At 64.5% G+C, this 21,577-nt stretch carries 17 protein-coding genes and 1 tRNA gene; 17 read left to right on the top strand and 1 reads right to left on the bottom strand.

Going from position 1 to position 21,577, the window contains the following annotated elements:
- Positions 1 to 65 precede the first annotated feature (65 nt).
- The 5 genes from rplM to maiA all read left to right on the top strand — a co-directional run bounded on the left by rplM (position 66) and on the right by maiA (position 3,041).
- Positions 66 to 494, top strand: a complete 429-nt coding sequence (gene rplM / locus ACT9F5_RS07150; RefSeq protein WP_445119192.1) for a 50S ribosomal protein L13 — start codon at positions 66 to 68, stop codon at positions 492 to 494.
- A gap of 13 nt (positions 495 to 507) precedes the next feature.
- Entirely contained in the window at positions 508 to 900 is a 393-nt protein-coding gene (gene rpsI / locus ACT9F5_RS07145; protein ID WP_445098654.1) for a 30S ribosomal protein S9, read from the top strand.
- Between the two features lie 21 nt (positions 901 to 921).
- A tRNA-Gln gene (locus ACT9F5_RS07140) sits at positions 922 to 996 on the top strand.
- A 298-nt stretch (positions 997 to 1,294) separates the two neighbouring features.
- Positions 1,295 to 2,281, top strand: a complete 987-nt coding sequence (locus ACT9F5_RS07135) for a fumarylacetoacetate hydrolase family protein (protein ID WP_445119191.1) — start codon at positions 1,295 to 1,297, stop codon at positions 2,279 to 2,281.
- 76 nt (positions 2,282 to 2,357) lie between these two features.
- A complete protein-coding gene (gene maiA, locus ACT9F5_RS07130; RefSeq protein ID WP_445119190.1) occupies positions 2,358 to 3,041 on the top strand; it encodes a maleylacetoacetate isomerase in 684 nt (227 codons plus the stop codon).
- 3 nt (positions 3,042 to 3,044) lie between these two features.
- Here maiA and ACT9F5_RS07125 read toward each other — a convergent pair whose 3' ends face one another.
- Entirely contained in the window at positions 3,045 to 4,154 is a 1,110-nt protein-coding gene (locus ACT9F5_RS07125) for a PilT/PilU family type 4a pilus ATPase (RefSeq protein WP_445119189.1), read from the bottom strand.
- Positions 4,155 to 4,248: 94 nt separating this feature from the next.
- On the opposite strand from ACT9F5_RS07125, the gene ACT9F5_RS07120 reads away from it, so the two are divergent.
- The 12 genes from ACT9F5_RS07120 (at position 4,249) to ACT9F5_RS07065 (ending at position 21,575) form a co-directional block, all read left to right on the top strand.
- Complete coding sequence (locus ACT9F5_RS07120) at positions 4,249 to 4,629, top strand: DUF4398 domain-containing protein (protein WP_445098658.1); 381 nt, start codon at positions 4,249 to 4,251, stop codon at positions 4,627 to 4,629.
- Entirely contained in the window at positions 4,626 to 5,234 is a 609-nt protein-coding gene (locus ACT9F5_RS07115) for a hypothetical protein (RefSeq protein WP_445119188.1), read from the top strand. Before ACT9F5_RS07120 ends, ACT9F5_RS07115 begins: the two co-directional genes overlap by 4 nt.
- A 324-nt stretch (positions 5,235 to 5,558) precedes the next feature.
- Complete coding sequence (locus ACT9F5_RS07110; protein ID WP_445119187.1) at positions 5,559 to 5,777, top strand: DUF465 domain-containing protein; 219 nt, start codon at positions 5,559 to 5,561, stop codon at positions 5,775 to 5,777.
- Between the two features lie 185 nt (positions 5,778 to 5,962).
- Entirely contained in the window at positions 5,963 to 7,339 is a 1,377-nt protein-coding gene (locus ACT9F5_RS07105; protein WP_445119186.1) for a pyridoxal-phosphate dependent enzyme, read from the top strand.
- A 156-nt stretch (positions 7,340 to 7,495) separates the two neighbouring features.
- Positions 7,496 to 8,677 (top strand): cystathionine gamma-synthase, encoded by a 1,182-nt coding sequence (locus ACT9F5_RS07100; protein WP_445119185.1) that lies wholly within the window; start codon positions 7,496 to 7,498, stop codon positions 8,675 to 8,677.
- A 28-nt stretch (positions 8,678 to 8,705) separates the two neighbouring features.
- On the top strand, positions 8,706 to 9,491 hold the full coding sequence (locus ACT9F5_RS07095) for an ABC transporter permease (RefSeq protein WP_445119184.1): 786 nt from the start codon (positions 8,706 to 8,708) through the stop codon (positions 9,489 to 9,491).
- A gap of 16 nt (positions 9,492 to 9,507) precedes the next feature.
- Positions 9,508 to 10,251, top strand: coding sequence for an ATP-binding cassette domain-containing protein (locus ACT9F5_RS07090; protein WP_445119183.1), 744 nt, complete (start codon positions 9,508 to 9,510; stop codon positions 10,249 to 10,251).
- A 114-nt stretch (positions 10,252 to 10,365) separates the two neighbouring features.
- Positions 10,366 to 11,634, top strand: coding sequence for a UDP-N-acetyl-D-mannosamine dehydrogenase (gene wecC, locus ACT9F5_RS07085; RefSeq protein WP_445119182.1), 1,269 nt, complete (start codon positions 10,366 to 10,368; stop codon positions 11,632 to 11,634).
- A 41-nt stretch (positions 11,635 to 11,675) separates the two neighbouring features.
- Entirely contained in the window at positions 11,676 to 15,509 is a 3,834-nt protein-coding gene (locus tag ACT9F5_RS07080; RefSeq protein WP_445119181.1) for a glycosyltransferase, read from the top strand.
- Entirely contained in the window at positions 15,506 to 17,005 is a 1,500-nt protein-coding gene (locus ACT9F5_RS07075) for an FkbM family methyltransferase (RefSeq protein WP_445119180.1), read from the top strand. Before ACT9F5_RS07080 ends, ACT9F5_RS07075 begins: the two co-directional genes overlap by 4 nt.
- Positions 17,002 to 20,565, top strand: a complete 3,564-nt coding sequence (locus ACT9F5_RS07070; protein WP_445119179.1) for a glycosyltransferase family protein — start codon at positions 17,002 to 17,004, stop codon at positions 20,563 to 20,565. The genes ACT9F5_RS07075 and ACT9F5_RS07070 overlap by 4 nt, the downstream gene beginning before the upstream one ends.
- Positions 20,562 to 21,575: a DUF6270 domain-containing protein gene (locus ACT9F5_RS07065; protein WP_445119178.1), complete on the top strand. Its 1,014-nt coding sequence runs from the start codon at positions 20,562 to 20,564 to the stop codon at positions 21,573 to 21,575. The genes ACT9F5_RS07070 and ACT9F5_RS07065 overlap by 4 nt, the downstream gene beginning before the upstream one ends.
- Positions 21,576 to 21,577 lie beyond the last annotated feature (2 nt).

Below are 21,577 nucleotides of genomic sequence, written 5' to 3'. Positions count from 1 at the left end.
CCGACGGCAGCCCTCGCGGCGCAACCACGGAATCAGCCCGGCTAGGTACCCAAAGAAGATCAGTCATGAAGACATTCACCGCCAAGAACGAGACCGTCCAGCGTGACTGGTACCTGGTCGACGCCTCCGGCAAGACCTTGGGCCGCCTGGCCGCCGAGCTCGCCCACCGCCTGCGTGGCAAGCACAAGCCGGTGTTCACCCCGCACGTCGATACCGGCGACTACCTGGTGGTCATCAACGCCGAGAAGATCGTGGTCACCGGCAACAAGCTGGCCGACAAGAAGTACCACCGGTTCACCGGCTACATCGGCAACCTGAAGACCGAGACCCTCGCGCAGGCGCTTGAGCGCCACCCCGAGCGCGTCATCGAGACCGCCGTCAAGGGCATGCTGCCGAAGAATCCGCTCGGCCGCGCGATGTACCGCAAGCTCAAGGTCTACGCCGGCGCCGAGCACCCGCACGCCGCCCAGCAGCCGCAGCCGCTCGATATCTAAGGTCACTACGAATATGGCAATCCAGCAGAACTACGGCACCGGCCGCCGCAAGTCCTCCACCGCTCGCGTGTACCTGCGCAAGGGCGAGGGCAACATCACCATCAACAAGCGCTCGATCGAGGAGTTCTTCGGCCGCGAGACCGCGCGCATGATCGTGCGCCAGCCGCTCGAGCTGACCAAGAACACCGACAAGTTCGACGTCAACGTCACCGTCGCCGGCGGCGGCACCACCGGCCAGGCCGGTGCGATCCGCCTGGGCATCGCCCGCGCGCTGGTCGAGTACGACGAGTCGCTGAAGGGCGAGCTGCGCAAGGCCGGCTTCGTCACCCGCGACGCCCGTGAAGTGGAGCGCAAGAAGGTCGGCCTGCACAAGGCGCGCCGTGCAACCCAGTTCTCCAAGCGCTAATATTTGTCCGACAAGTTCCATAGCCCCGTCGCCAAGCGGTAAGGCACCTGACTCTGACTCAGGCATTCGGTGGTTCGAATCCATCCGGGGCTGCCACGATCCAAACGAAAAAGCCCGCCTCACGGCGGGCTTTTTCGTGTCCGCTGCCGACGCCGACAGCCGCGGCCTCCGCTTTTTGTAGGAGCGGCTTCAGCCGCGATCTGCAGTCGGCACGGGCGAACGGTTCCCGATCGCGGCTGAAGCCGCTCCTACGCCCCGAAGGAAGTCCCCTTGGCGGACAGGAGCCGGGCTGCCGGAGCGGCGTATCGCTGGTCCGGCGTTGCGGGCAACCGTTACAATTGAAACCATCGCGTTTCGACGCCGGTCCGACCCCATTCGATCTGGAGATATTTCAATGAAGCTTGGTTCCCTCAAGGAAGGCGGCCGCGACGGCACCCTGATCGTGGTGTCGCGTGACCTGTCCCGCGCGGTGCGCGCGACCGGCATCGCCGACACCCTGCAGCATGCGCTTGAGGACTGGTCCAACATCGCGCCGCGACTCAATGCGCTGTCCGATGCGCTCAACGAGGGCAAGGCCGAGGGCGCGTTCGATGTCGACGTGACCGCGCTGGCGGCGCCGTTGCCGCGCGCCTACGAGTTCGTCGACGGCAGCGCCTACCTGCCGCATGTCGAGCGCGTGCGCCGCGCCCGTGGCGCGCAGGTGCCCGAGAGCTTCTACACCGATCCGCTGATGTACCAGGCGGTCAGCGCCGGCTTCCTGGGCCCGCGCGACCCGGTGCGGGTGCCCAGCGAGGAGTACGGCATCGACCTGGAGGCCGAGCTGGTGGTCATCACCGACGACGTGCCGATGGCGATCACCCCGGAGCAGGCCGCCGGCCACATCCAACTGGTCGGGCTGGTCAACGACGTGTCGCTGCGCAACCTGATCCCGGGCGAGCTGGCCAAGGGCTTCGGCTTCGTCCAGTCCAAGCCGCGTTCCGGGCTGAGCCCGGTGTTCGTGACGCCCGACGAGCTCGGTGATGTCTGGCGCGACAGCAAGGTCCACCTGCCGCTGCTGACCCACGTCAACGGCAAGTGGTTCGGCGCACCGGAGGCCGGGGTCGACATGCAGTTCAACTTCGCCCAGCTGGTCGCGCACGTCACCCGGACCCGGCCGTTGTCGGCCGGCACCATCGTCGGCTCCGGCACCATCGCCAACGAGGACACCAGCCTGGGCGCCTCGTGCTTCGCCGAGCAGCGCACGGTCGAGACCCTGCGCGACGGCAAGCCGTCGACGCCGTTCATGAGCTATGGGGACGTGGTCCGGATCGAGATGCTCGACAAGGCCGGCAACAGCATCTTCGGCGCGATCGAGCAGCGCATCGAGCGCCACGACGCCTGACCGGCGGCGGCGCCGGCCCGGCGGATGGTCATCCGCCGGCGCCCGCATCGGATACCGTGCTCAGGGGGGAGCGCAGATGACGGAAGGAAGGTCGCGGGTGGAGCAACTGCAGCTGTATTCGTACTGGCGTTCCAGCGCCGCGTATCGCGTGCGGATCGGCCTGAACCTCAAGGGCCTGGCCTACGAGACGATCCCGGTGCACTTGGTCCGCGATGGCGGCGAGCAGCACTCGGATGCCTACCGCGAGGTCAACCCGCAGGAACTGGTGCCGGTGCTCAAGCACGGCGACCGGATCATGCGCCAGTCGGTCGCGATCCTCGAGTACCTCGACGAGACCTGGCCCGAGGCGGCGCTGCTGCCGGCGACCAGCCGCGACCGCCAGCGCGTGCGCGCGATCGCCCAGGCGGTAGCCTGCGACATCCATCCGCTCAACAACCTGCGCGTGCTGCAGTATTTCGACCGCGAATGGAACGTGCCGCAGCCCGAGCGCGACGAGTGGGTCCGGCACTGGGTAACCAGCGGCTTCGCGGCCGTCGAGCAGATGCTGACCGACCATCCGGCGACAGGTGACTTCTGCGAAGGCAGCATTCCCGGCCTGGCCGACTGTTGCCTGATCCCGCAGGTCTACAACGCGCGCCGGTTCGGGGTCGACGTCGGGCAGTTCCCGACGATCGCCCGTATCGACAAGGCCTGCCTGGCCCTGCCGGCGTTCGATGCGGCGCGGCCGGAACGACAGCCCGACGCGCCGCAGCCGAACTGAGCCTTACTGCTCGGCGTTGAACACGTCCGCGTAGGGGTCGTGCTCGGCGTCGGAGCCTTCCGACAAGCGGAACTTCAACGCCAGGCCGTCGCGCGAGTCGGCCGCTTGCAGCGCCTCCTCCATCCCGATCCGGCCTTCCTTCTGCAACCGGAACAGGCACTGATCGAAGGTCTCCATGCCTTCCTCCAGGGTCTCCTCCATCGCGTGCTTGATCTCGTGGACCTGCCCGCGGCGCATCAGGTCGCGGATGTGCGGGGTGTTGATCAGCACCTCGGCGGCCGGCAGGCGGCGACCGTCGGTACCGATCACCAGCCGCTGCGAGATCACCGCCTTCAGGTTCAACGCCAGGTTCATCAACACGTTCTTGTGCGCGCCCTCGGGGAAGAAGTTGAGGATGCGCTCGAGGGTCTGGTCGGCGTTGTTGGAATGCAGCGTGGCCAGGCACAGGTGGCCGGTCTCGGCGAACGCGATCGCCGCCTCCATCGTGGTCTGGTCGAGGATCTCGCCGATCAGGATCACGTCCGGCGCCTCGCGCATCGCGTTCTTCAACGCGTTGTGGAAGGTGTGGGTGTCGAGCCCGACTTCGCGCTGGTTGACGATCGAGCGCTTGTGCCGGTGCAGGTACTCGATCGGATCCTCGATGGTGAGGATGTGCCCGGCGATGTTGCTGTTGCGGTGGTCGATCATCGACGCCAGCGTGGTCGACTTGCCCGAACCGGTGGAGCCGACGATCAGCACCAGCCCGCGCGGCGCCATGATGATGTTCTTGAGCACCTGCGGCAGCTGCAGCTCCTCGATCGACGGGATCACGCTGCGGATCGCGCGGATCACCATGCCGATTTCGCCGCGCTGCTTGAACACGTTGATGCGGAAGCGCCCGGCATCGGGCAACGCATAGGCTATGTTCAGTTCCAGGTCGCGCTCGAACTGCGGCACCTGGCCCTCGTCCATCAGCGAGTAGGCGATCTTCTTGACCATCCCCGGCGGCAACCCGGTATTGCCCAGCGGATGCAGCCTGCCCTCGATCTTGATGTAGACCGGCGCCCCGGTGGACAGGAACATGTCCGACGCGTTCTTCTCCGTCATCAGCTTCAGGAAATAGCCGATGTCCATGCACACACCCCTCAATGAATCCGGCGTACCGTTGCAAGCGTGGCGCCGGCCTGATCACAATGGCCGCGCGAAAAACTTCCGACACGGCTCCCCTATGCACCGCAGCTTCGCACAATTTCGTTACCTGCTACTGGGCGCAGTTCTCGCTTGCACGATCAGTGCGTGCGCGACCCTGCCCCCGCCGACCGCCGAGCTCAACAGCGCCCAGCAGGCGGTGGTACGGGCCACCGGAGCCGACGCCGACCAGTATGCGCCCGACCCGCTGGCAACCGCCCGCACCGGCCTGACCCGCGCCCAGGCGGCGATGGCCGAGGGCCGCAACGACGATGCCCGCAAGCTCGCGCTGGCAGCCTGGTCGGATGCCGACCTGGCCTACGCATTGAGCCGGGAGGCACTGGCCACGTCCGAACTGGCCCAGCGCCGTTCCGAGGTGGAACAGCTGCAGCAGCGCCTGCAAGGGGAGGGTGGCCGATGAAGATCCAGTCGACCGTGCTGGCGATTGCGCTGGCCACGTCATTGCTCGCCGCAGTGCCTGCGTACGCGGCCGAAGATGCTGCCGCCATCGAGCTGTCGCAACAGCTGAACGCGCTCGACGCCGACAGCGAAACCGCAAGCCTGGCGGCCTATGAGCGCCTGCAGGCCCGGCAGGCCATCGCTGCCATGGCCACCGCCCGCAGCAGCCAGTACGACGCCGCCTATTACGTGGCCCAGCGCCGGGTGCGGATCGCGGAGGCTGCCGCCCGCACCGAGGCGATGCAGCGCCAGATCGACCGGCTGGAGCGCGAGCGCAGTGAACTGATCCTCGAGGCCAGCCGTCGCGACGCCGCCCAGGCCCGTGCCGAGGCCGAACGCCTGCGGATCCAGACCCGGATCCAGGCCGAGGAGGCCGCCCGCCTGCGCGCGCAGGCCACCAGCAGCACCGAGGCGATGCAGGACATCGAGTCGGCCCTGCAGAACGTCGCCGGCGACCAGGCCGCGAAGCTCAGGGCGGCCCGCGAGCGCGAGGCCGAGCTGGCCCGCCAGGAAGCGGAATTGCTGCGCGAGGTCGAGGCTGGATCCGACGCGTCCGACGACGACTGATAGATAAAAAAATCGTTATTCATCAGACGTTTGCAAGCCCCGGCCATGGCTGCCGGGGCTTCCCGGGGCGTTCCGCGCGGACGGACCGCGAACCGCCCGACGAGTCCCTTGCCGACCCCCATCGGCAGGAGTAGGGTCGGATACCCAAGCGACCCGTTTTTTCGCTTGGCGAAGAGCCAGGCCGACCATGCAGACCGACGCGTCAGTCGACATCCCGGAGCAGGATCCCGCCGTCGTGCAACTGGTGGCGGCCGGCCTTTACACCACCCCCGCAACGCCTCGACCGCCCGGTCGGGGCGTTTTGCATTCGTGAAGGAGGCTTTCATGTTCGATGAACAACCGCAGCCGGAAATCGACGCGCTGATCAAGGCCAACCCCGAGTTCAAGCAGCTCTACCAACACCACCAGAAACTCGACAAGAAGGTGATGGACGCGGAACTCGGGGTACTGCCGATCGACGACACCACCCTGGCCCAGATGAAGCGCGAAAAGCTGGCTGCGAAGGACCGCCTGACCCGGATGTACGACGCCCAACCCCAATAGGATCAGTGGTCCGAGACCAAAGTCCGCCGCGGGCGGTGGTGGTTATCCTCGTCGGTCCACCATCGCCCGCTTCGCGGCACACCGCGCGGCGCCTGCTTGATCCCCGGCACGCCTTCCCCGCACCGATCCCTTAGACTTGCCCGGGTCCGCCGCACCCAGTCGGCGCAAGGATCCCGCGCAACCGCATGGCCATTTCCCAGTCCGTACTCGACTTGATCGGCAACACCCCGATCGTCAAGGCCCAGCACCTCGACAGCGGTGTCTGCGAGCTCTACTTCAAGCTGGAATCGCAGAATCCCGGCGGCTCGATCAAGGACCGCATCGGCCTGCGCATGATCGAGGCGGCCGAGGCCCGCGGTGATATCAAGCCTGGTGACACCCTGGTCGAAGGCACCGCCGGCAACACCGGCCTCGGCCTCGCGCTGGTCGCCCAGCAGAAGGGCTACAAGCTGGTGCTGGTGGTGCCGGACAAGATGAGCCGGGAGAAGATCTTCAACCTCAAGGCGATGGGCGCGCAGGTCGTGCTGACCCGTTCCGACGTGGCCAAGGGCCATCCGGACTACTACCAGGACCTGGCCGAGCGGCTCGCCCGCGAAACCCCGGGCGCCTACTTCATCAACCAGTTCGGCAATCCCGACAACCCGGCCGCGCATGAGCAGGGCACCGGCCCGGAGATCCTCGCGCAGATGGCCGAGGTCGGCGGGCTGGACGCGATCGTGTTCGGCTGTGGCAGTTCCGGCACCATGACCGGCCTGTCGCGCTGCTTCGCCGAGCAGTCCCCGCACACCGAACTGATCCTGGCCGATCCGGTCGGATCGATCCTGACCGAGTACATCAACGAAGGCACGCTCAGTGACAAGTCGGCCAGCTGGATGGTCGAGGGCATCGGCGAGGACTTCCTGCCCGGGATCTCCGACTTCACCCGGGTGAAGAAGGCCTATGCCATCCCCGACAAGGAAAGCTTCCTGACCGCGCGCATGCTGCTGGAGAAGGAGGGCATCCTCGGCGGCTCGTCCACCGGCACCCTGCTGGCGGCCGCGCTGAAATACTGCCGCGAGCAGACCACGCCGAAGAAGGTGCTGGTGTTCGTCTGCGACACCGGCAACAAGTACCTGTCGAAGATGTACAACGACTACTGGATGGTCGACAACGGCTTCCTCGAGCGCGAGCAGGCCGGCAACCTCGGCGACCTGATCCTGCGCCCGTTCCTGTTGCGCGACACCGTCGTGGTCGGGCAGGGCGACCTGCTGGTGACCGCCTACCAGCGCATGAAGCTGTACGACGTCAGCCAGCTGCCGGTGATGCAGGACGACGAACTGGTCGGCATCGTCGACGAATCGGACATCCTGATGCACGTCTACGGCGACGAGGGCCGCTTCCGCGACCCGGTGGCGACCGCGATGGTGAGCAAGCTGGACAAGATCGACGTGAGCGCACCGATCGAGTCGCTGCTGCCGGTGTTCGACCGCGGGCATGTGGCGATCATTGTCGATGGCGAGCGCTTCCTGGGCCTGATTACCCGCATCGACCTGCTCAACTACCTGCGCCGCCGCGTCGAGTGAGCCAGTCCGGCCCTTGTCCGACTGGACTTACTGCAGTCGTAGGAGGGGGCTTCAGCCCCGATCGGCGCCGGCCCGGGCTCGAATTCCTTCAGGTGCCAACTTTTTCCAACTGTTAAACTTCGCGGTTCGCCTCACCGCGGTAACGGAAAGTCCAATATGAGCAACGCTCCCCGCGACGATGCCGGCACGAAACACGGCCTCGGCACCCTCGCCATCCACGCCGGGCAGTCCCCCGACCCGAGCACCGGCGCGGTGATGACGCCGATCTACCAGACCTCGACCTACGTCCAGTCGAGCCCGGGCGTGCACCAGGGTTTCGAGTACACCCGCAGCCACAACCCGACCCGCTTCGCCTACGAGCGCTGCGTCGCCGCGCTTGAAGGCGGCAGCCGCGGGTTCGCGTTCGCCTCCGGCATGGCCGCGACCTCGACGATCCTGGAGTTGCTGGACAGCGGCAGCCACGTGATCGCGATGGACGACGTCTACGGCGGCACCTACCGCCTGTTCGAGCGTGTCCGCCGCCGCACCGCCGGGCTGGATTTCAGCTGGGTCGACCTCAGCGATGCCGCCGTCTTCGAGGCCGCGATCCGCCCCGAAACCAAGATGGTCTGGATCGAGACCCCGACCAACCCGCTGCTGAAGCTGGTCGACATCGCCCAGGTCGCCGCGATCGCCCGCAAGCACGGCCTGATCGTGGTGGTCGACAACACCTTCTCCTCGCCGATCCTGCAGCGCCCGATCGAACACGGCGCGCACATCGTCATGCACTCGGCGACCAAGTACCTCAACGGACACTCCGACATGGTCGGCGGCATGGTCGTGGTCGGCGATGACGCCGAACTGGCCGAGCAGATGGCGTTCCTGCAGAACTCCATCGGCGGCGTGCAGGGGCCGTTCGACAGCTTCCTGGCGCTACGTGGGTTGAAGACGCTGCACCTGCGGATGAAGGCGCATTGCGAGAACGCGCAGGCGCTGGCGGAGTGGCTGGAAGGGCATCCCGCGATCGAGAAGGTGCTTTATCCGGGTCTGAAGTCGCATCCGCAGCATGAGCTGGCCAAGCGGCAGATGGATGGCTTTGGCGGGATGGTTTCGATCTATCTCAAAGGTGGGGTCGAAGCTGCCAAGCGGTTCTGCGAGCGGACTGAATTGTTCGCGCTGGCCGAGTCGCTGGGCGGCGTCGAGAGCCTGGTGAACCATCCGGCGATCATGACGCATGCGTCGGTGCCGGTGGAGCGTCGGGCAGAGTTGGGGGTCGGAGACAACCTCGTGCGGCTGAGCGTGGGCGTGGAAGCGATATCCGACCTTCGCAACGATCTGGCGAAGGCCCTGGGTCAATGACGAGCGTGCACGTGCGCCTGGACGCTGAATGAACCTGCTAAACGACATGCGAGGCAGCCTCCGTGACCGGGGGTTCTGGGCATATGCGGTCTGGCTGGACATCGCGACCCAGTACCGGCGTACCCGGCTTGGGCCCCTCTGGCTGGTGATGCCGCCCTTGGCATATGTGCTGGGGATTGGCTATCTGTACTCGCAGATGATGGGTGGCAACCCGCAAAGCTTCATTCCACACCTTGGGTTCGGCTACATTCTGTGGCGCCTTGCGATCCTCGGTATCACCGACGCGGCGAACGTTTTCACCGCGCACCATGCGTTCATCATGGACGGCCGCACGCGGTTCACCGACTACATCCTGCGGACGTTCGCCAAGTCCTTCCTGTATTTCGCGGTGGGCCTCCTGATCGTGCTGGCCATCGTGATGCTGGTCGCCGACGGCCATCGCCTGGACCTGCTGACTCTTTTCGTGACATTGCCGATCTTCATAATCAATGTCATATGGATCTCGGTCGTCGTTGCCCTGACGGGCGCGAGGTTCCCCGACGTGAAGGAGATGATCAGTACGGTCCTCGTATTCGGATTCCTGCTCACGCCGATCCTGTGGGATGCATCGATGGTACCGCCCGAGACCGTGCGCGGTATGGTGATGCGGTTCAACCCGTTCTTCCATCTGCTTGAATTCGTGCGGGCGCCGGCGCTTGGCACGATGCCCGAGACGGGTACGTTGTACGTAATCGTCGGCATGACGGTGTTTGGCTGGCTGCTTGCCACGCTGCTCTATCGTCGTTACGCGCGTTTTGTTCCGCTTTGGATATGACGAGGCTCGCGTCGACATGAGTGTTCACCTACGGGCCCGGGGCGTCTGCCTGAGCGTCCCGCATTACGTCCAGCGGCCCGACACCGCCGGCTCGTGGATCGGGACCCTGATCGGTGCGTCCACCAACCGGCCGCAGCGTGTCTTCCGCAAGATCCTCAAGGACATCTCGTTCTCCGCCGAGGAGGGGGATCGGGTTGCGCTCATCGGCCGCAATGGCGCAGGCAAGTCAACGCTCCTGCGGGTGCTCACGGGGGCCTACCCACCCTCGGCGGGCGTGCTCGACGTAAGTGGCCACCGCCAGGCGTTGTTGAACATCTCCCTGGGCTTCAGGCCAGACGCAACGGTGGCGGAGAACATCCTGCTGCGCGGGACCGCCATGGGCATCGAATCAGCGCGCATCCGCGAGCTTTCCCGAGAGATACTCGAGTTCGCGGGGCTTGCCGATGTTGCGCAGCATCGGCTGCGGACCCTGTCGGCCGGCCAGCGGATGCGCCTGGGATTCGCAGTATCCACTGCGACCGAGCGCGACATCATGCTCCTGGACGAATGGTTGGGTGCGGGTGACATGCAGTTCATCCGCAAGGCGCGGGCCCGGATGAATGATCGCGTCAATGGTAGCCGGATCGTGATCCTGGCGACCCACAACCTCGAGATCGCGAGGCGGGTCTGCAACAAGGGCGTGGTTCTCGAACAGGGCCGGGTCGCGTTCTACGGCGGGGTGATCGAATCCATTCTCGAGTATCGAAAGCTTTGTAGATGACCATGCCCGCCGGAAGCTGGCCCGACATGCATCCGGGTTACGCCCCAGCGAAAGCACGGTTCGAAATTCAGTCGCCTCCAACCTGATGGGGGCATGTCAGGCGAGGAAAGGTATATGCAGGACGGCAACTCGAGTTCCCGGGAGATCCAGAGTCTGGCGGTGATTGGTCTTGGATACATCGGCCTCCCGACCGCGGCGATGTTCGCATCCACGGGGCTTGCCACCACTGGAGTCGATGTCAGCAAGCGGGCAGTGGACGCGGTGAACAGCGGCAAGGCGCACATCGAAGAGGGCAACCTCGACGAATTGGTTGAGCAATGCGTGCACAAGGGCCTGTTGCGAGCCGTCGACAAGCCAGTGCCGGCGGATGCTTTCATCATTGCCGTCCCGACTCCGGTCGACACTTCCGGCAGTTGCGAACCAGACGTGTCGTTCGTCCAGGCCGCCGGCCGGTCACTCGCGTCAGTTCTCAAAAGGGGTGACCTGATCATCCTCGAGTCGACGTCGCCAGTTGGCACCACCGCGATGCTGGCCAGGCTTCTGGCCGAAGAACGGCCGGACCTGCGCTTCCCGCAAGGTCCGGACGACGAGGCTGATATCTGCCTGGCCTACTGCCCGGAGCGGATCATCCCCGGCCAGATGCTGCGGGAACTGGTGGAGAACGACCGGATCATTGGCGGCATGACGCCGCGCTGCGCGGAGACCGCCGCCGGACTCTACAAGCGATTCGTCCGTGGAGTCTGCCACCTCACTACGGATCGCACCGCGGAGATGGTGAAGTTGACTGAGAACTCCTTCCGCGATGTGAACATCGCATTCGCCAACGAGTTGTCGATGATCTGCCATGACCTGGATGTCGATGTGTGGAAGGTGATCGAGTTCGCCAACCGGCATCCGCGGGTTTCGATCCTGCGGCCCGGTGCCGGCGTGGGCGGTCATTGCATCGCGGTGGATCCATGGTTCATCGTTGCCAGTGCGCCGGAACGTGCGCGGTTGATCCGCACCGCGCGCGAGGTCAATGATGCCAAGCCCTCCTATGTGGTGGAGCAGGTCGACGCGATCCTTTCCCGTCACCCCGGGCTTTCGGTGGCGTGCCTGGGTTTGGCCTACAAGCCCGATGTCGACGATTTCCGCGAAAGCCCCTCGCTCGAGATCGCGACCCGGCTGTCCAACCGGTACCCGGGCCAGGTGCATTGTTGCGACCCGTTCGCCGGCGCGCTGGATGATGGCGAGGTGGCCCAGCGCAACCTCAGGTTCATGGAAACCGAGGTCGCCCTGAAGGAAGCCGACCTGATCGTGGTGCTGGTTCCTCACAGCGCGTTCCGGGCGTTCCCGGTACCGCAAGGCAAGCAGGTGATCGATCCGGTTGGATTCTGGGCGTAGTGGAGCCGGTTGGACCAGGCCAACCGTTCAAGAGGAAGCAGATGGGCAGCAACGGCGACAAGTCCGGTATCCGGAATCCTGACGAGGCCAGGGTGTCCACGGGGCATGCCCCCGACGCCTCCGGGGTGGCATCGCGAGAGCGCCATGCCCCCGATATCCGGAATGAATTGGCCGACGAGGTGAGTCGATCGCAGGATGAAGCCAGGAGACTGCGTGAAAGCTTGCGTTCGGCAATGACCGAGCAACATCGGATGATCCAGCTGCTGGGGCGTGCCCAAGGGCTGATCCAAGGCATGGAAAATGGTGTCCGCGAATTGCAGGGGTCCGTCTCACTGCAATTGGGGTACCTGATCATCCAGTCGACGCGGTCCATCAAGGGCGTCCTGACCCTCCCGGTGCGGGCATTCCGGCTGTTGCGCAGTGCCCGGCGAAACCAGAACAAGATAACCGGACGTGATCGCGGCGTGGTGGCGGTGCCCCTCCCGCACGAGTGGTTCGCGCCTGAGTTGCGTGACGAGATCGAGCGCTTCCATTCCGACCTGGCCACGCATCCAGACGGAGGCCTGCACGGCCGGCAATCACGGTCGCCCCGCCGCGTGTCCCGGTTTGGAGTACTGCCGAATCGATTGGAGCAGGTCCGGATCGCATCGATCATGGACGAATTCACGTTCAACGCATTCTCGGAATGTTGCGAGACCACCCAGGTCACGGCGACGGACTGGCGGGACGAGGTCGATGCGATTCGACCACATTTCCTGTTCATCGAGTCAGCCTGGGACGGCAAGGATTCCACGTGGCAACGGCAGATATCCGCCACCTCGGGTGAGTTGAGGAAGCTCGTCGCTCATTGTCGGCAGAGTGGTATTCCCGTCGTGTTCTGGAGCAAGGAGGATCCGGTCCACTTCAAGACCTTCCTCGACACGGCGAAGTTGGCAGACGTGGTATTCACAACGGACATCGACTGCATCAGGCATTACAAGCAGGAACTCGGCCACGAGCAGGTCTACCTGCTTCCGTTCGCGACCCAGCCCCGGGCCCACAATCCGGTCGAGCACTACGACCGCAAGCCGGGCTTCTGCTTCGCCGGCTCCTACTATGTCCGTTATCCGGTACGGCAGCGGGATTTCGACAGCATCCTGCATGCGGTAGCGGAGCTGGGCGAAGTCGACATCTACGACCGCAACCACGGCAAGGACCACCCCAACTACAAATTCCCCGAGCACTACCGCCCCTACATCCTGGGCAACCTCAGGTTCGACCAGATCGACATCGCCTACAAGGGCTACGATTTCGGGATCAACATCAACACGGTCAAGCACTCGCAGAGCATGTTCGCCCGGCGCGTGTTCGACCTGTTGGCCAGCAATACCACGGTAGTGAGCAACTTTTCGCGCGGCATGAGGCTCATGTTCGGCGACCTGGTCGTCAGCAGCGATGACCGCGCCGAGCTGGTGAGTCGCTTGCGCCCGTTGACGGAAGACGTCGTCGTGCATCGCAAGCACCGATTGCTTGGGTTGCGCAAGGTGCTGTCCCAGCACACGTACCACCATCGGCTTGAGTACCTGTTGGACAAAGTGTTCGCGCATGCGCCGCGACGCGAGGAGCCACACATCCACGTACTGGCGAGGGTCGCGTCGGAGGCGGAACTCGTGTTGGTGCTGGAGTCCTTTCGACGCCAGCTGTATCCGGCAAAGACGCTGGTCCTGTGCTTTGAAGGCGGGTACCTCCCTGCCGAGTCCCCTGCCGGGGAAGGCGTGCAGGTCATCTCCGCCAACCAGTCGGCGGTGCGCACCGTTGCCAGCCTGGATCCGCACGGTTATGTCGGTGTCTTCCACTCCGCTGACTACTACGGGCCCAACTACCTGCAGGATCTTGCGCTGGCCACGCTGTACGTGGCTCACCCGCTCATCGGAAAATCCGCCTATTACTGCCTGGTGGACGGTGCGCCCGAGCTCAGGGAAGACGGGAGCCAGTACCGTATAGGCAAGGGCGTTTCAAGGCGGAGGGCGATTGCGAGGGCGGCGGATTTCGAAGGCGAGACCATCGCGCGGTGGCTGGATGATATCGATCTCGTGCTCTGGGGCGATGTCACGGCAGTGGACGAGTTCAACTACTGCGAAGGTGGAGGCGGGCGCAGCGCGATCCCGGCGGTCGACGACCTTGGAAGCATCGACCCCGGCATCCCCGTCGCCCAACTGTTTTCGGTCGCCGAAGGCATCCATGCCGATTCACTACCGGGCAAGGCCGGGCAACGGGACGAGTCCATCGGCATGCCCAGTCTGGAAGCCGCGGCGCTGATTGAAGGGCTGGGCACGCTGGCCAACAAGTACCTTTCGATCAGCATCGATGGTCCGGTGATGCAGCTGACTTCAACCGTGCCCTCCGGACAGCCGGCCTACGCCTACATGGATGCGACATACGAGCCGCAGGAGCTGCAGTTCACCGACATCGCGAAGATGCAGCTGGTATCCGAGGGCCATGACGGCTTGAGCCTGGTGCTGGTCTACCTCGACGCGGCGGGAGAGAAGATCTCGCACTCGTTGCTGCGGGCCGGAGCCAACTTGACCGTCAGTGTTCCTGCCGCCACACACCGCGTTCAGATCGGTTTGCGCGCCACCAAGCCAGGTGTTTTCCGCATCCGGCGCCTGGTTTTCGACCACGTCCCGCTGCCGGTGAGTACGTTCGTCACGCGCTCGCGGCACCTGTTGCTGGCCAAGAACTATCCATCCTACGACGATCTGTACAAGCATGCCTTCGTGCATCGTCGTGTCATGGCATACCGGCGACTGGGCGTGGATGTCGATGTGTTCCGCATCGGCTCGGAAGCGCTGAATTTCTATGAGTTCGAAGGAGTCGATGTCGCCCACGGCCAGGCGGACCACTTGCGGGCGATGTTGCGTTCGGGTGGCTACAGCTCGTTGCTGGTGCATGTCCTGGACGAGCGCATGTGGGATGTCGTGAAGGAGTTCGTCGACACGGTGAAGGTGTTTGTCTGGGCGCACGGGTCGGAGATGCAGTCGGCTGGCCGGCGCGAGTTCGAACATCTCGATGCGACCCCGGAGGCTCGCGCCCGTGCCGTCGCACTGGGTGAACGGCGGATGCGGTTCTGGAGGCGCATCTTCAGCGAGCACCACCCGAACCTGAGGATGATCTTCGTTTCGGAGTGGGCTGCCCGCGACATCATGGCCGATGTGGGCGTCGCGTTGCAGAGGGAAAGCTATCGCGTCATACACAACTTCATTGATACAGAGCTGTTCTCGTACAAGCCCAAGGTTGAGAGCCAGCGCAAGCGGATACTGAGCATTCGCCCGTTTGTTTCGAAGGTCTATGCCAACGACTTGACCGTCGCTGCCATCGTCGAGCTTTCCACCCGTGCATGCTTCGCCGGGCTGGAGTTCAGGATCGTGGGCGATGGCCCGTTGTTCGAAGAGACCGTCAGCCCCCTCCGCGGGTTCTCCAATGTCGTCATCGAGCAGCGCTTCCTGTCCCAACGGGAAATCGCCGCGATGCACCAGGAGTACGGGGTTTTCCTTGTCCCCAGCAGGATGGACAGCCAAGGCGTGTCGCGCGACGAGGCGATGGCCTCTGGCCTTGTGCCGGTCACGACCCGCGTGGCGGCCATACCCGAGTTCGTCGATGAAACCTGTGGCCTGCTATCCGCGCCCGAGGACGCCATGGCATTGGCCGACCAGATCGAGTGTCTTCACGACGATCCCGCGCTTTTCTCCAGGCTTTCGACTGCCGCCGCAGCACGCGTGCGCAGCCAGAGCGGCGAAGCACAGACCATCGCTCGGGAGGTGGCGATGTTTTCCGCTTCCCGCATACGTGGCAGGCCCGGTGATTCTGTCCACGCCGGCGAAACGGATAGACCATGAGCAGCCCAGAACAGATTGAATGTACGGTCGAGCATGAAGGGGTGTCGGTCAGCTTCGTGTTGCCTTCGGAGTCCGACCATATTTCCCAGGTGTTGCGCTCCACGGGAACCTTCTATGAGCGCGAGATGTTGGTATCCCTGGCCTCCCACCTGCAAGCGGGGGACCTGGTGGTCGATGCCGGGGCGAACATCGGCAACCACGCGCTGTTTTTTGCGAAAGTCTGCGGATGCCGGGTCCTCGCTTTCGAGGCGATGCCCGACACCTCGGAGGTGCTGAAGAAGAACGTAGCGATCAACCATGCAGCAGAGCTCGTCGAGGTCCACCAAGTCGCACTGGGGGCCGAGGCCGCCCATGCGGCGGTACTCCGTTACGACCCAACCAACGTCGGCGGCACGACCCTTTCACTTGATGAGGCGGGGTCGATCGATGTCCAGCCACTCGACGAACTCGTCAACCAATCACCGGTGCGGCTGATCAAGATCGACGTGGAGGGGATGGACCTGGACGTGCTCAAGGGCGCGCGCCGGATCCTGTCCGATGACCGCCCATGGGTAGTATGCGAAGCCGGTACCGCAGAGGCCTATGCCACGATCCGGGAATTCATGCGCGAGTCCGGCTATCTGTCGGTCGGGGTGTACAACGCGACCGACACCTACCTGTTCCTGCCCTCCCGCTCGCCTGCCGAACGCGAGTTGCTGATCGAGCGCGGCCTTCAACAGCTGATGTCGCTGCAGCGCGAGGACCGCCAACTCGCCGCTCGCCTTGCGCAGGCCGGGCGTCACACCGAGCGGGTACGCGCCAACGCGCTGGCCCAGGTCGATCAGCGCCTGGCGGCGTGGTCCTCCACCGGGGAGGGGGTGGATGCCGTTAATGCGGCGACATTCAAACGTGCGATGGCAGCCAAGGACAAGCAGATCGCCGAGTTGAGCGGGGCGATGGAGCGCGAGCGCAGCTTCGCCGACCGCGGCATTGCCGATGCCCAGGCGCGAATGGCGGCCAGCCGGTCGGATGCTGCCGGTGCCGCGCGCCGATTGGCGGAAGCGACCACCCACCTGGCCGAAGAGAAGGCGCGCGCGCAGGCTCTCCATGCCACGCAGGAAAGGCTGCTCGCCGAGCTTGACGGGGAAGTCGCCCGTGGCCGGGACCTCCAGCGGGAGGTTGCACAGCTGCGTTCGCAATTGGCGGAGGCGGAGAAATCGAATGACCTGGCGACGCGGCGCGAAAGTATTCTCCAAGGCCTGGTGGTCCGGCACGAGCGGGAGCTTGAACGGCAGGGGCGCGACAAGGATCGACGGATCTCGGGAGCGCATCGGGCCTTGGCGGAGTGCCGGCGAGCGGCGAGGGAACAACTGCAACGCGTCGAGCACTCGGCCTCGTACCGGCTCGGTACGCTTGTCGTCGGATCGCTGAGATCGCCGGGCCGCATGGTGGCGTTGGCTTGGCGCGTGCCCATGCTCCTCTGGCGGGAATGGCGTGTCCGCGCTGGTCAGGCATGAGTGACGAACGCAAATCGGGCGGGCATGTGAATCGGACCGGTAACGACGACTCCAAGGTGGACGAAGCCAAACGCGATACCGCACGGCAAGGGTCGGTGCAATCTGGCGCCCTCGCTGGATCCGGGCTGCTGCCGTTCGAGTTGCGGATGGAGAACCAGCGGCTCCGCGCGAGGCAGGAGCACCACGAGTACTTGCTGTCGAAGATGGAAGCGCGCCTGGATTCTGCCCTGCGCGAACGGGACGACCTGCTGCTGGCGGAGCGCGCCCTGAGAGAGGCATTGAATGGGGAAAGTTCGACGATCGCGGATGCGCCGATCGACACCCATGCGCAACGGGCCTGGTCTCGACGCGGGTCAGGAGTGCTGCGCATGGCCGGCATCATGGATGAGTTCACCACGTCGGCCATGGCCCACTCCTGCGTGTTGTGTCCGGTCGACCTGGTGGGATGGCAAGCGCAGTTGGAAGCCTTCCGGCCGCAGATCCTCTTCGTGGAGTCGGCCTGGCAGGGAAACAACGGGCAGTGGGCGGGGCGGATCAACCACCCTTCCCGCGAGTTGGTCGCAATCCTGGAGTGGTGTCGGCGGACCGACGTGCCGACCATCTTCTGGAACAAGGAAGACCCGGTCCACTTCGACACTTTCATCAATACCGCGCGCCTGTTCGAACACGTCTTCACGACTGATATCGACTGCATTGCGCGGTACAAGACGGTATTGCGCCACGATCGCGTACACCTGTTGCCGTTCTGGGGACAGCCCCGCCTGCACAACCCGATCGAGCGGTTCGACCGCAAGCACGCGTTCTGTTTTGCCGGTGCCTACTACACGCGCTACCCGGAGCGACAACGCGACTTCGACGGTTTGATCTCCGCGGCACGTTCGTTCGGAGACGTCGAAATCTTCGACCGCAACCATGGCAAGGACGACGCGAACTACCAGTTCCCGGAGGGCTATCGTGAGCTGATCCAGGGATCGTTGCCCTATGCGGAGATCGATCGCGCCTACAAGGGTTACGACTTCGGGATCAACCTCAACTCGGTCAAGCAATCGCAGTCGATGTTCGCGCGCCGTGTGTTCGACCTGATGTTGTCCAATACCCTGGTCCTCAGCAACTATTCGCGCGGGTTGCGGCTGATGTTTGGCGACCTCGTCATCGCGACGGATGACCAGGTGGAGATGGCCCGCCGGCTGGCGCCGGTGGCGGGAGAGGATCCTGCGTCGGCGACCCGATACCGGCAGCGACGCCTGATGGCATTGCGCAAGACGATGCTCGAGCACACGGCAGATCATCGCCTCACCCACATCCTGAACAAGGTTGGAGGCCCAACGAATACCCGTGCGTTGCCGCGCGTGGTCGTGGTCGCGGTGGTCGAAGACGCATCGGAGCTGCGCCGCGTGCGCGCATCGTACGAGCGCCAGAGCTGGTCCCGAAAGCGACTGGTGCTGGTGCTGGCCGAAGGCTACAGGCCGAATGAGCCGATCGTCGGGAGGTCGGACATCCAGGTCGCCACGTGGCGCGATTCCTCCCGGATCCTGCCGGCGGAGGCGTGGAGCGACGAGCTCGTCGCGGTACTGAGCCCGAGTGATTTCCACGGTGAGCACTACCTGACCGATGCTGCGCTCGCCTTCGTCTATGCGTCGGCCGACGTGGTCGGCAAGGGAACGTGGTATTCGTCCGGTACCGAGCTGGAATTGCATGATCCGGGCAGCCAGTACCGTTGGGTGGACTCGCTTCCCCTGCGACGCTCCGTCGCCATGGCTTCGGCATTCGCGGGCTCGTCCCTGGCCGAGTGGCTTGCGGATGCCGAGGAGCGGACTATTTCCGGCGTGTCCTGCCTGTCGATCGACGAATTCAACTACGTCGCCGATCACCCGGAACCTGACTGTCCCCTGGTCGACGAACCACGGATCGACCAGGGGTTGTCCATTGACAGGCTGCTGGAACAGGCCGATTCGATCAGCGGGGCGCCGGCCCCGGAAGGTATCGAGGCAGGACTCGACGCGGCGGCTCTTCTCGAGCTGTTCGGAGGGGGGATCAGCGCGGGTGCAGTACGACTGTGCAAGGCCGGCGATGCGATGCTGGCCAGGTCGGAATTGCCCGAGGGCCAGCACAAGTATCTCTACGCCCAGCGTCTGCTTGACCCCGCCGAGCTGACCGCGACAGACGAACTGAGGTTCCACCTGGTTGCAACGCCGGGGCTGCGCCTGGAGGCGGTCTTCCTGTTCCAGGATGCCGAAGGCGAGCGCCTCGGGCAGGTGATCAAGCCGTTCGGCAGGAACCATGCTTGCCCTCTGCCGGAGGGCACCCAAGCGGTGCGCTTCGGGCTGCGGATACTCGGCCCGGGGAGTTCAACCGTACAGGGGTTGTCCACGGCCTTCATCGCCGAGGCCAACCTGGTCGCGCCTTCGATCTCGCGGACGGGGTCGCTGGTGCTCACCAACATCTACCCCTCCCCGGCGCATCTTTACCGCAATGCCTTCGTACATCGCCGGGTCGCGAGCTACCGGGAGGCAGGGTTGCCGGCCGACGTCTTCGTCTTCAACGAGAGGACGCGTCCGCACGCCTATGAGTTTGAAGGCGTCGATGCGAACGTTGGTGGTTCGCACCAATTGCATGCCCAGTTGGCTGCGGGCGATCACGAATCGATCCTCATCCATTTCCTCGACCCGGGCATGTGGACGGTGGTCCGGGAGAGACTTGGCGACACGCGCGTGATGGTCTGGATCCACGGATCCGAGATCCAGCCTTCACATCGGCGCGATTTCAACTACACCACCGACGAGGAGCGCGAGGCAGCCAGGAAGGCCAGCGATGTCCGCACGGCGTTCTGGCGGGAGGTCTTTGGCTGTCGGCATCCGAACCTGCACTTCATCTTTGTCTCCGACCATTTCGCCGCCGAAGCGATGCATGACGTCGGAGTGGCGCTGGCGCGAGAGCAGTATTCAGTGATCCACAATTTCATTGATGCGGACCTGTTCCAGTACCGGGAAAAGCCCCCGGAGCAGCGCTTCAAGGTGCTGTCCATTCGCCCCTACGCATCGCGGACGTATGCGAACGACCTGTCGGTCAAGGCCATCCTGGCTCTGCGCGACCATCCGTTGTTCGAGCGGATGACATTCCATCTCGTCGGGGATGGTGTGCTGTTCGACGAGACCCTGGCACCGCTGGATGGACTCGCCAATGTGCATATCCAGCGTGGCTTCCTTTCCCAGGCGAAGGTCGCGAAGCTGCATCGCGAGTATGGGATATTCCTGGCGCCAAGCAGGATGGATTCCCAAGGGGTCTCCCGCGACGAAGCCATGGCATCGGGCCTGGTGCCGGTGACCAGCGCGGTGGCGGCCATCCCGGAGTTCGTGGATGACAGCTGCGGCGTGCTGGCCCCGCCGGAAGACTGGGAAGGCTTGGCGAAAGGGATCGCACTGCTCGCCGAGGACGCCGATCGGTTCCATTCGATGTCCCGCGAGGCGGCGGCGCGAGTGCGTCGGCAAAGCGGACGAGCGCAGACACTGGGCGCCGAGATCGATCTCATACGCAATGCTCCCGATCCCGGCCTGCAATGAACGACCCGATGGAGAGCGCCAATCATCACGTGAAGCAAGAGGCAGGCCCCCTGCATGTCATCGCCCAAAGCGATGGCCGCATGTTGCATATCAAGGCGTCACTGGATGGCGTGCAGGCCGATGCCGGAACGTTCGAGTACGCGTTCTACGTGCACTCCGGGCGCGAGCGAATCGCGACCCGGTGGTACAAGCCGGCCAGCACCTTCATCCATCACGAGATTGACGATCTTCCAGCGACGCGTGTCACGGCGTTTGTCCGCGATGGAGCTGGTCGGATGTTGCCGCCCATCCGCGTCAACGTGACAGCGGCGAAGTCCGTATACGTATTCGGCAGTTGTGTCTCCCGCGATGCATTCGAGATCGCTCCTCGCCAAGACGCCATTCTTGCCGGTTACCTGGCGCGGTCTTCGCTGGCGAGCGCATTCGATCATCGGCGTCCTTCGCCAGCCCTGTCGGCACACCTGGAACGTTTACCCAGCCGTTGGCAACGAAACATGGTGGCCAATGACCTGGGTCGGCGCGCGCCCGGGCTCCTTGCCAAGGCACACTTCGACGCCCTGTTGCTGGACCTGGTGGATGAACGCTTCGCGCTGCTCGATGTCGGTGGCACGCTGGTAACCGCTTCGGTCGAGTTCCGTGGCACCGGCTATCCCGTCCGAAAGGAAGACCTGATCCGGCCCGGCAGCAACCGCCACCTCAATGCATGGAAGCTCGGCGTCGACAGCCTGTTGGCGTTGGCGGGTCCCGGACGCGTCATTGTCAACCGCGTGTTCTGGGCCACGCATGATGATGTCGGTGACGAACTACCCGACCAGCCACGCATCGAACGCCACAACCTGGTCCTGACGGACATGTACGCCTATCTGGACGCAAAAGCCGGCCTGCGTTTCATCAGGTACCCCGAAGAACTCCTGGTCGCCGACAGCGGGCACAAGTGGGGCAGGGCCCCGTTCCACTACGTCGCGGACATGTACCGGCATACGATGGCCGAGTTGCTGCGCGCCATCTGACA

This window comes from Lysobacter sp. F6437, from assembly GCF_052547215.1.
This window is presented reverse-complemented; position numbering and strand designations above follow the sequence as displayed.

Excerpts from the sequence above, each read along its gene's own strand:
- ACT9F5_RS07105 (WP_445119186.1), top strand. The coding sequence starts at position 5,963 with ATGGCCATTTCCCAGTCCGTACTCGACTTGATCGGCAACACCCCGATC.
- wecC (WP_445119182.1), top strand. The coding sequence starts at position 10,366 with ATGCAGGACGGCAACTCGAGTTCCCGGGAGATCCAGAGTCTGGCGGTG.
- ACT9F5_RS07090 (WP_445119183.1), top strand. The coding sequence starts at position 9,508 with ATGAGTGTTCACCTACGGGCCCGGGGCGTCTGCCTGAGCGTCCCGCAT.
- ACT9F5_RS07100 (WP_445119185.1), top strand. The coding sequence starts at position 7,496 with ATGAGCAACGCTCCCCGCGACGATGCCGGCACGAAACACGGCCTCGGC.
- ACT9F5_RS07065 (WP_445119178.1), top strand. The coding sequence starts at position 20,562 with ATGAACGACCCGATGGAGAGCGCCAATCATCACGTGAAGCAAGAGGCA.
- rpsI (WP_445098654.1), top strand. The coding sequence starts at position 508 with ATGGCAATCCAGCAGAACTACGGCACCGGCCGCCGCAAGTCCTCCACC.
- ACT9F5_RS07075 (WP_445119180.1), top strand. The coding sequence starts at position 15,506 with ATGAGCAGCCCAGAACAGATTGAATGTACGGTCGAGCATGAAGGGGTG.
- ACT9F5_RS07135 (WP_445119191.1), top strand. The coding sequence starts at position 1,295 with ATGAAGCTTGGTTCCCTCAAGGAAGGCGGCCGCGACGGCACCCTGATC.
- ACT9F5_RS07080 (WP_445119181.1), top strand. The coding sequence starts at position 11,676 with ATGGGCAGCAACGGCGACAAGTCCGGTATCCGGAATCCTGACGAGGCC.
- ACT9F5_RS07070 (WP_445119179.1), top strand. The coding sequence starts at position 17,002 with ATGAGTGACGAACGCAAATCGGGCGGGCATGTGAATCGGACCGGTAAC.
- ACT9F5_RS07115 (WP_445119188.1), top strand. The coding sequence starts at position 4,626 with ATGAAGATCCAGTCGACCGTGCTGGCGATTGCGCTGGCCACGTCATTG.
- maiA (WP_445119190.1), top strand. The coding sequence starts at position 2,358 with ATGACGGAAGGAAGGTCGCGGGTGGAGCAACTGCAGCTGTATTCGTAC.
- rplM (WP_445119192.1), top strand. The coding sequence starts at position 66 with ATGAAGACATTCACCGCCAAGAACGAGACCGTCCAGCGTGACTGGTAC.
- ACT9F5_RS07110 (WP_445119187.1), top strand. The coding sequence starts at position 5,559 with ATGTTCGATGAACAACCGCAGCCGGAAATCGACGCGCTGATCAAGGCC.
- ACT9F5_RS07120 (WP_445098658.1), top strand. The coding sequence starts at position 4,249 with ATGCACCGCAGCTTCGCACAATTTCGTTACCTGCTACTGGGCGCAGTT.
- ACT9F5_RS07125 (WP_445119189.1), bottom strand. The coding sequence starts at position 4,154 with ATGGACATCGGCTATTTCCTGAAGCTGATGACGGAGAAGAACGCGTCG.
- ACT9F5_RS07095 (WP_445119184.1), top strand. The coding sequence starts at position 8,706 with ATGAACCTGCTAAACGACATGCGAGGCAGCCTCCGTGACCGGGGGTTC.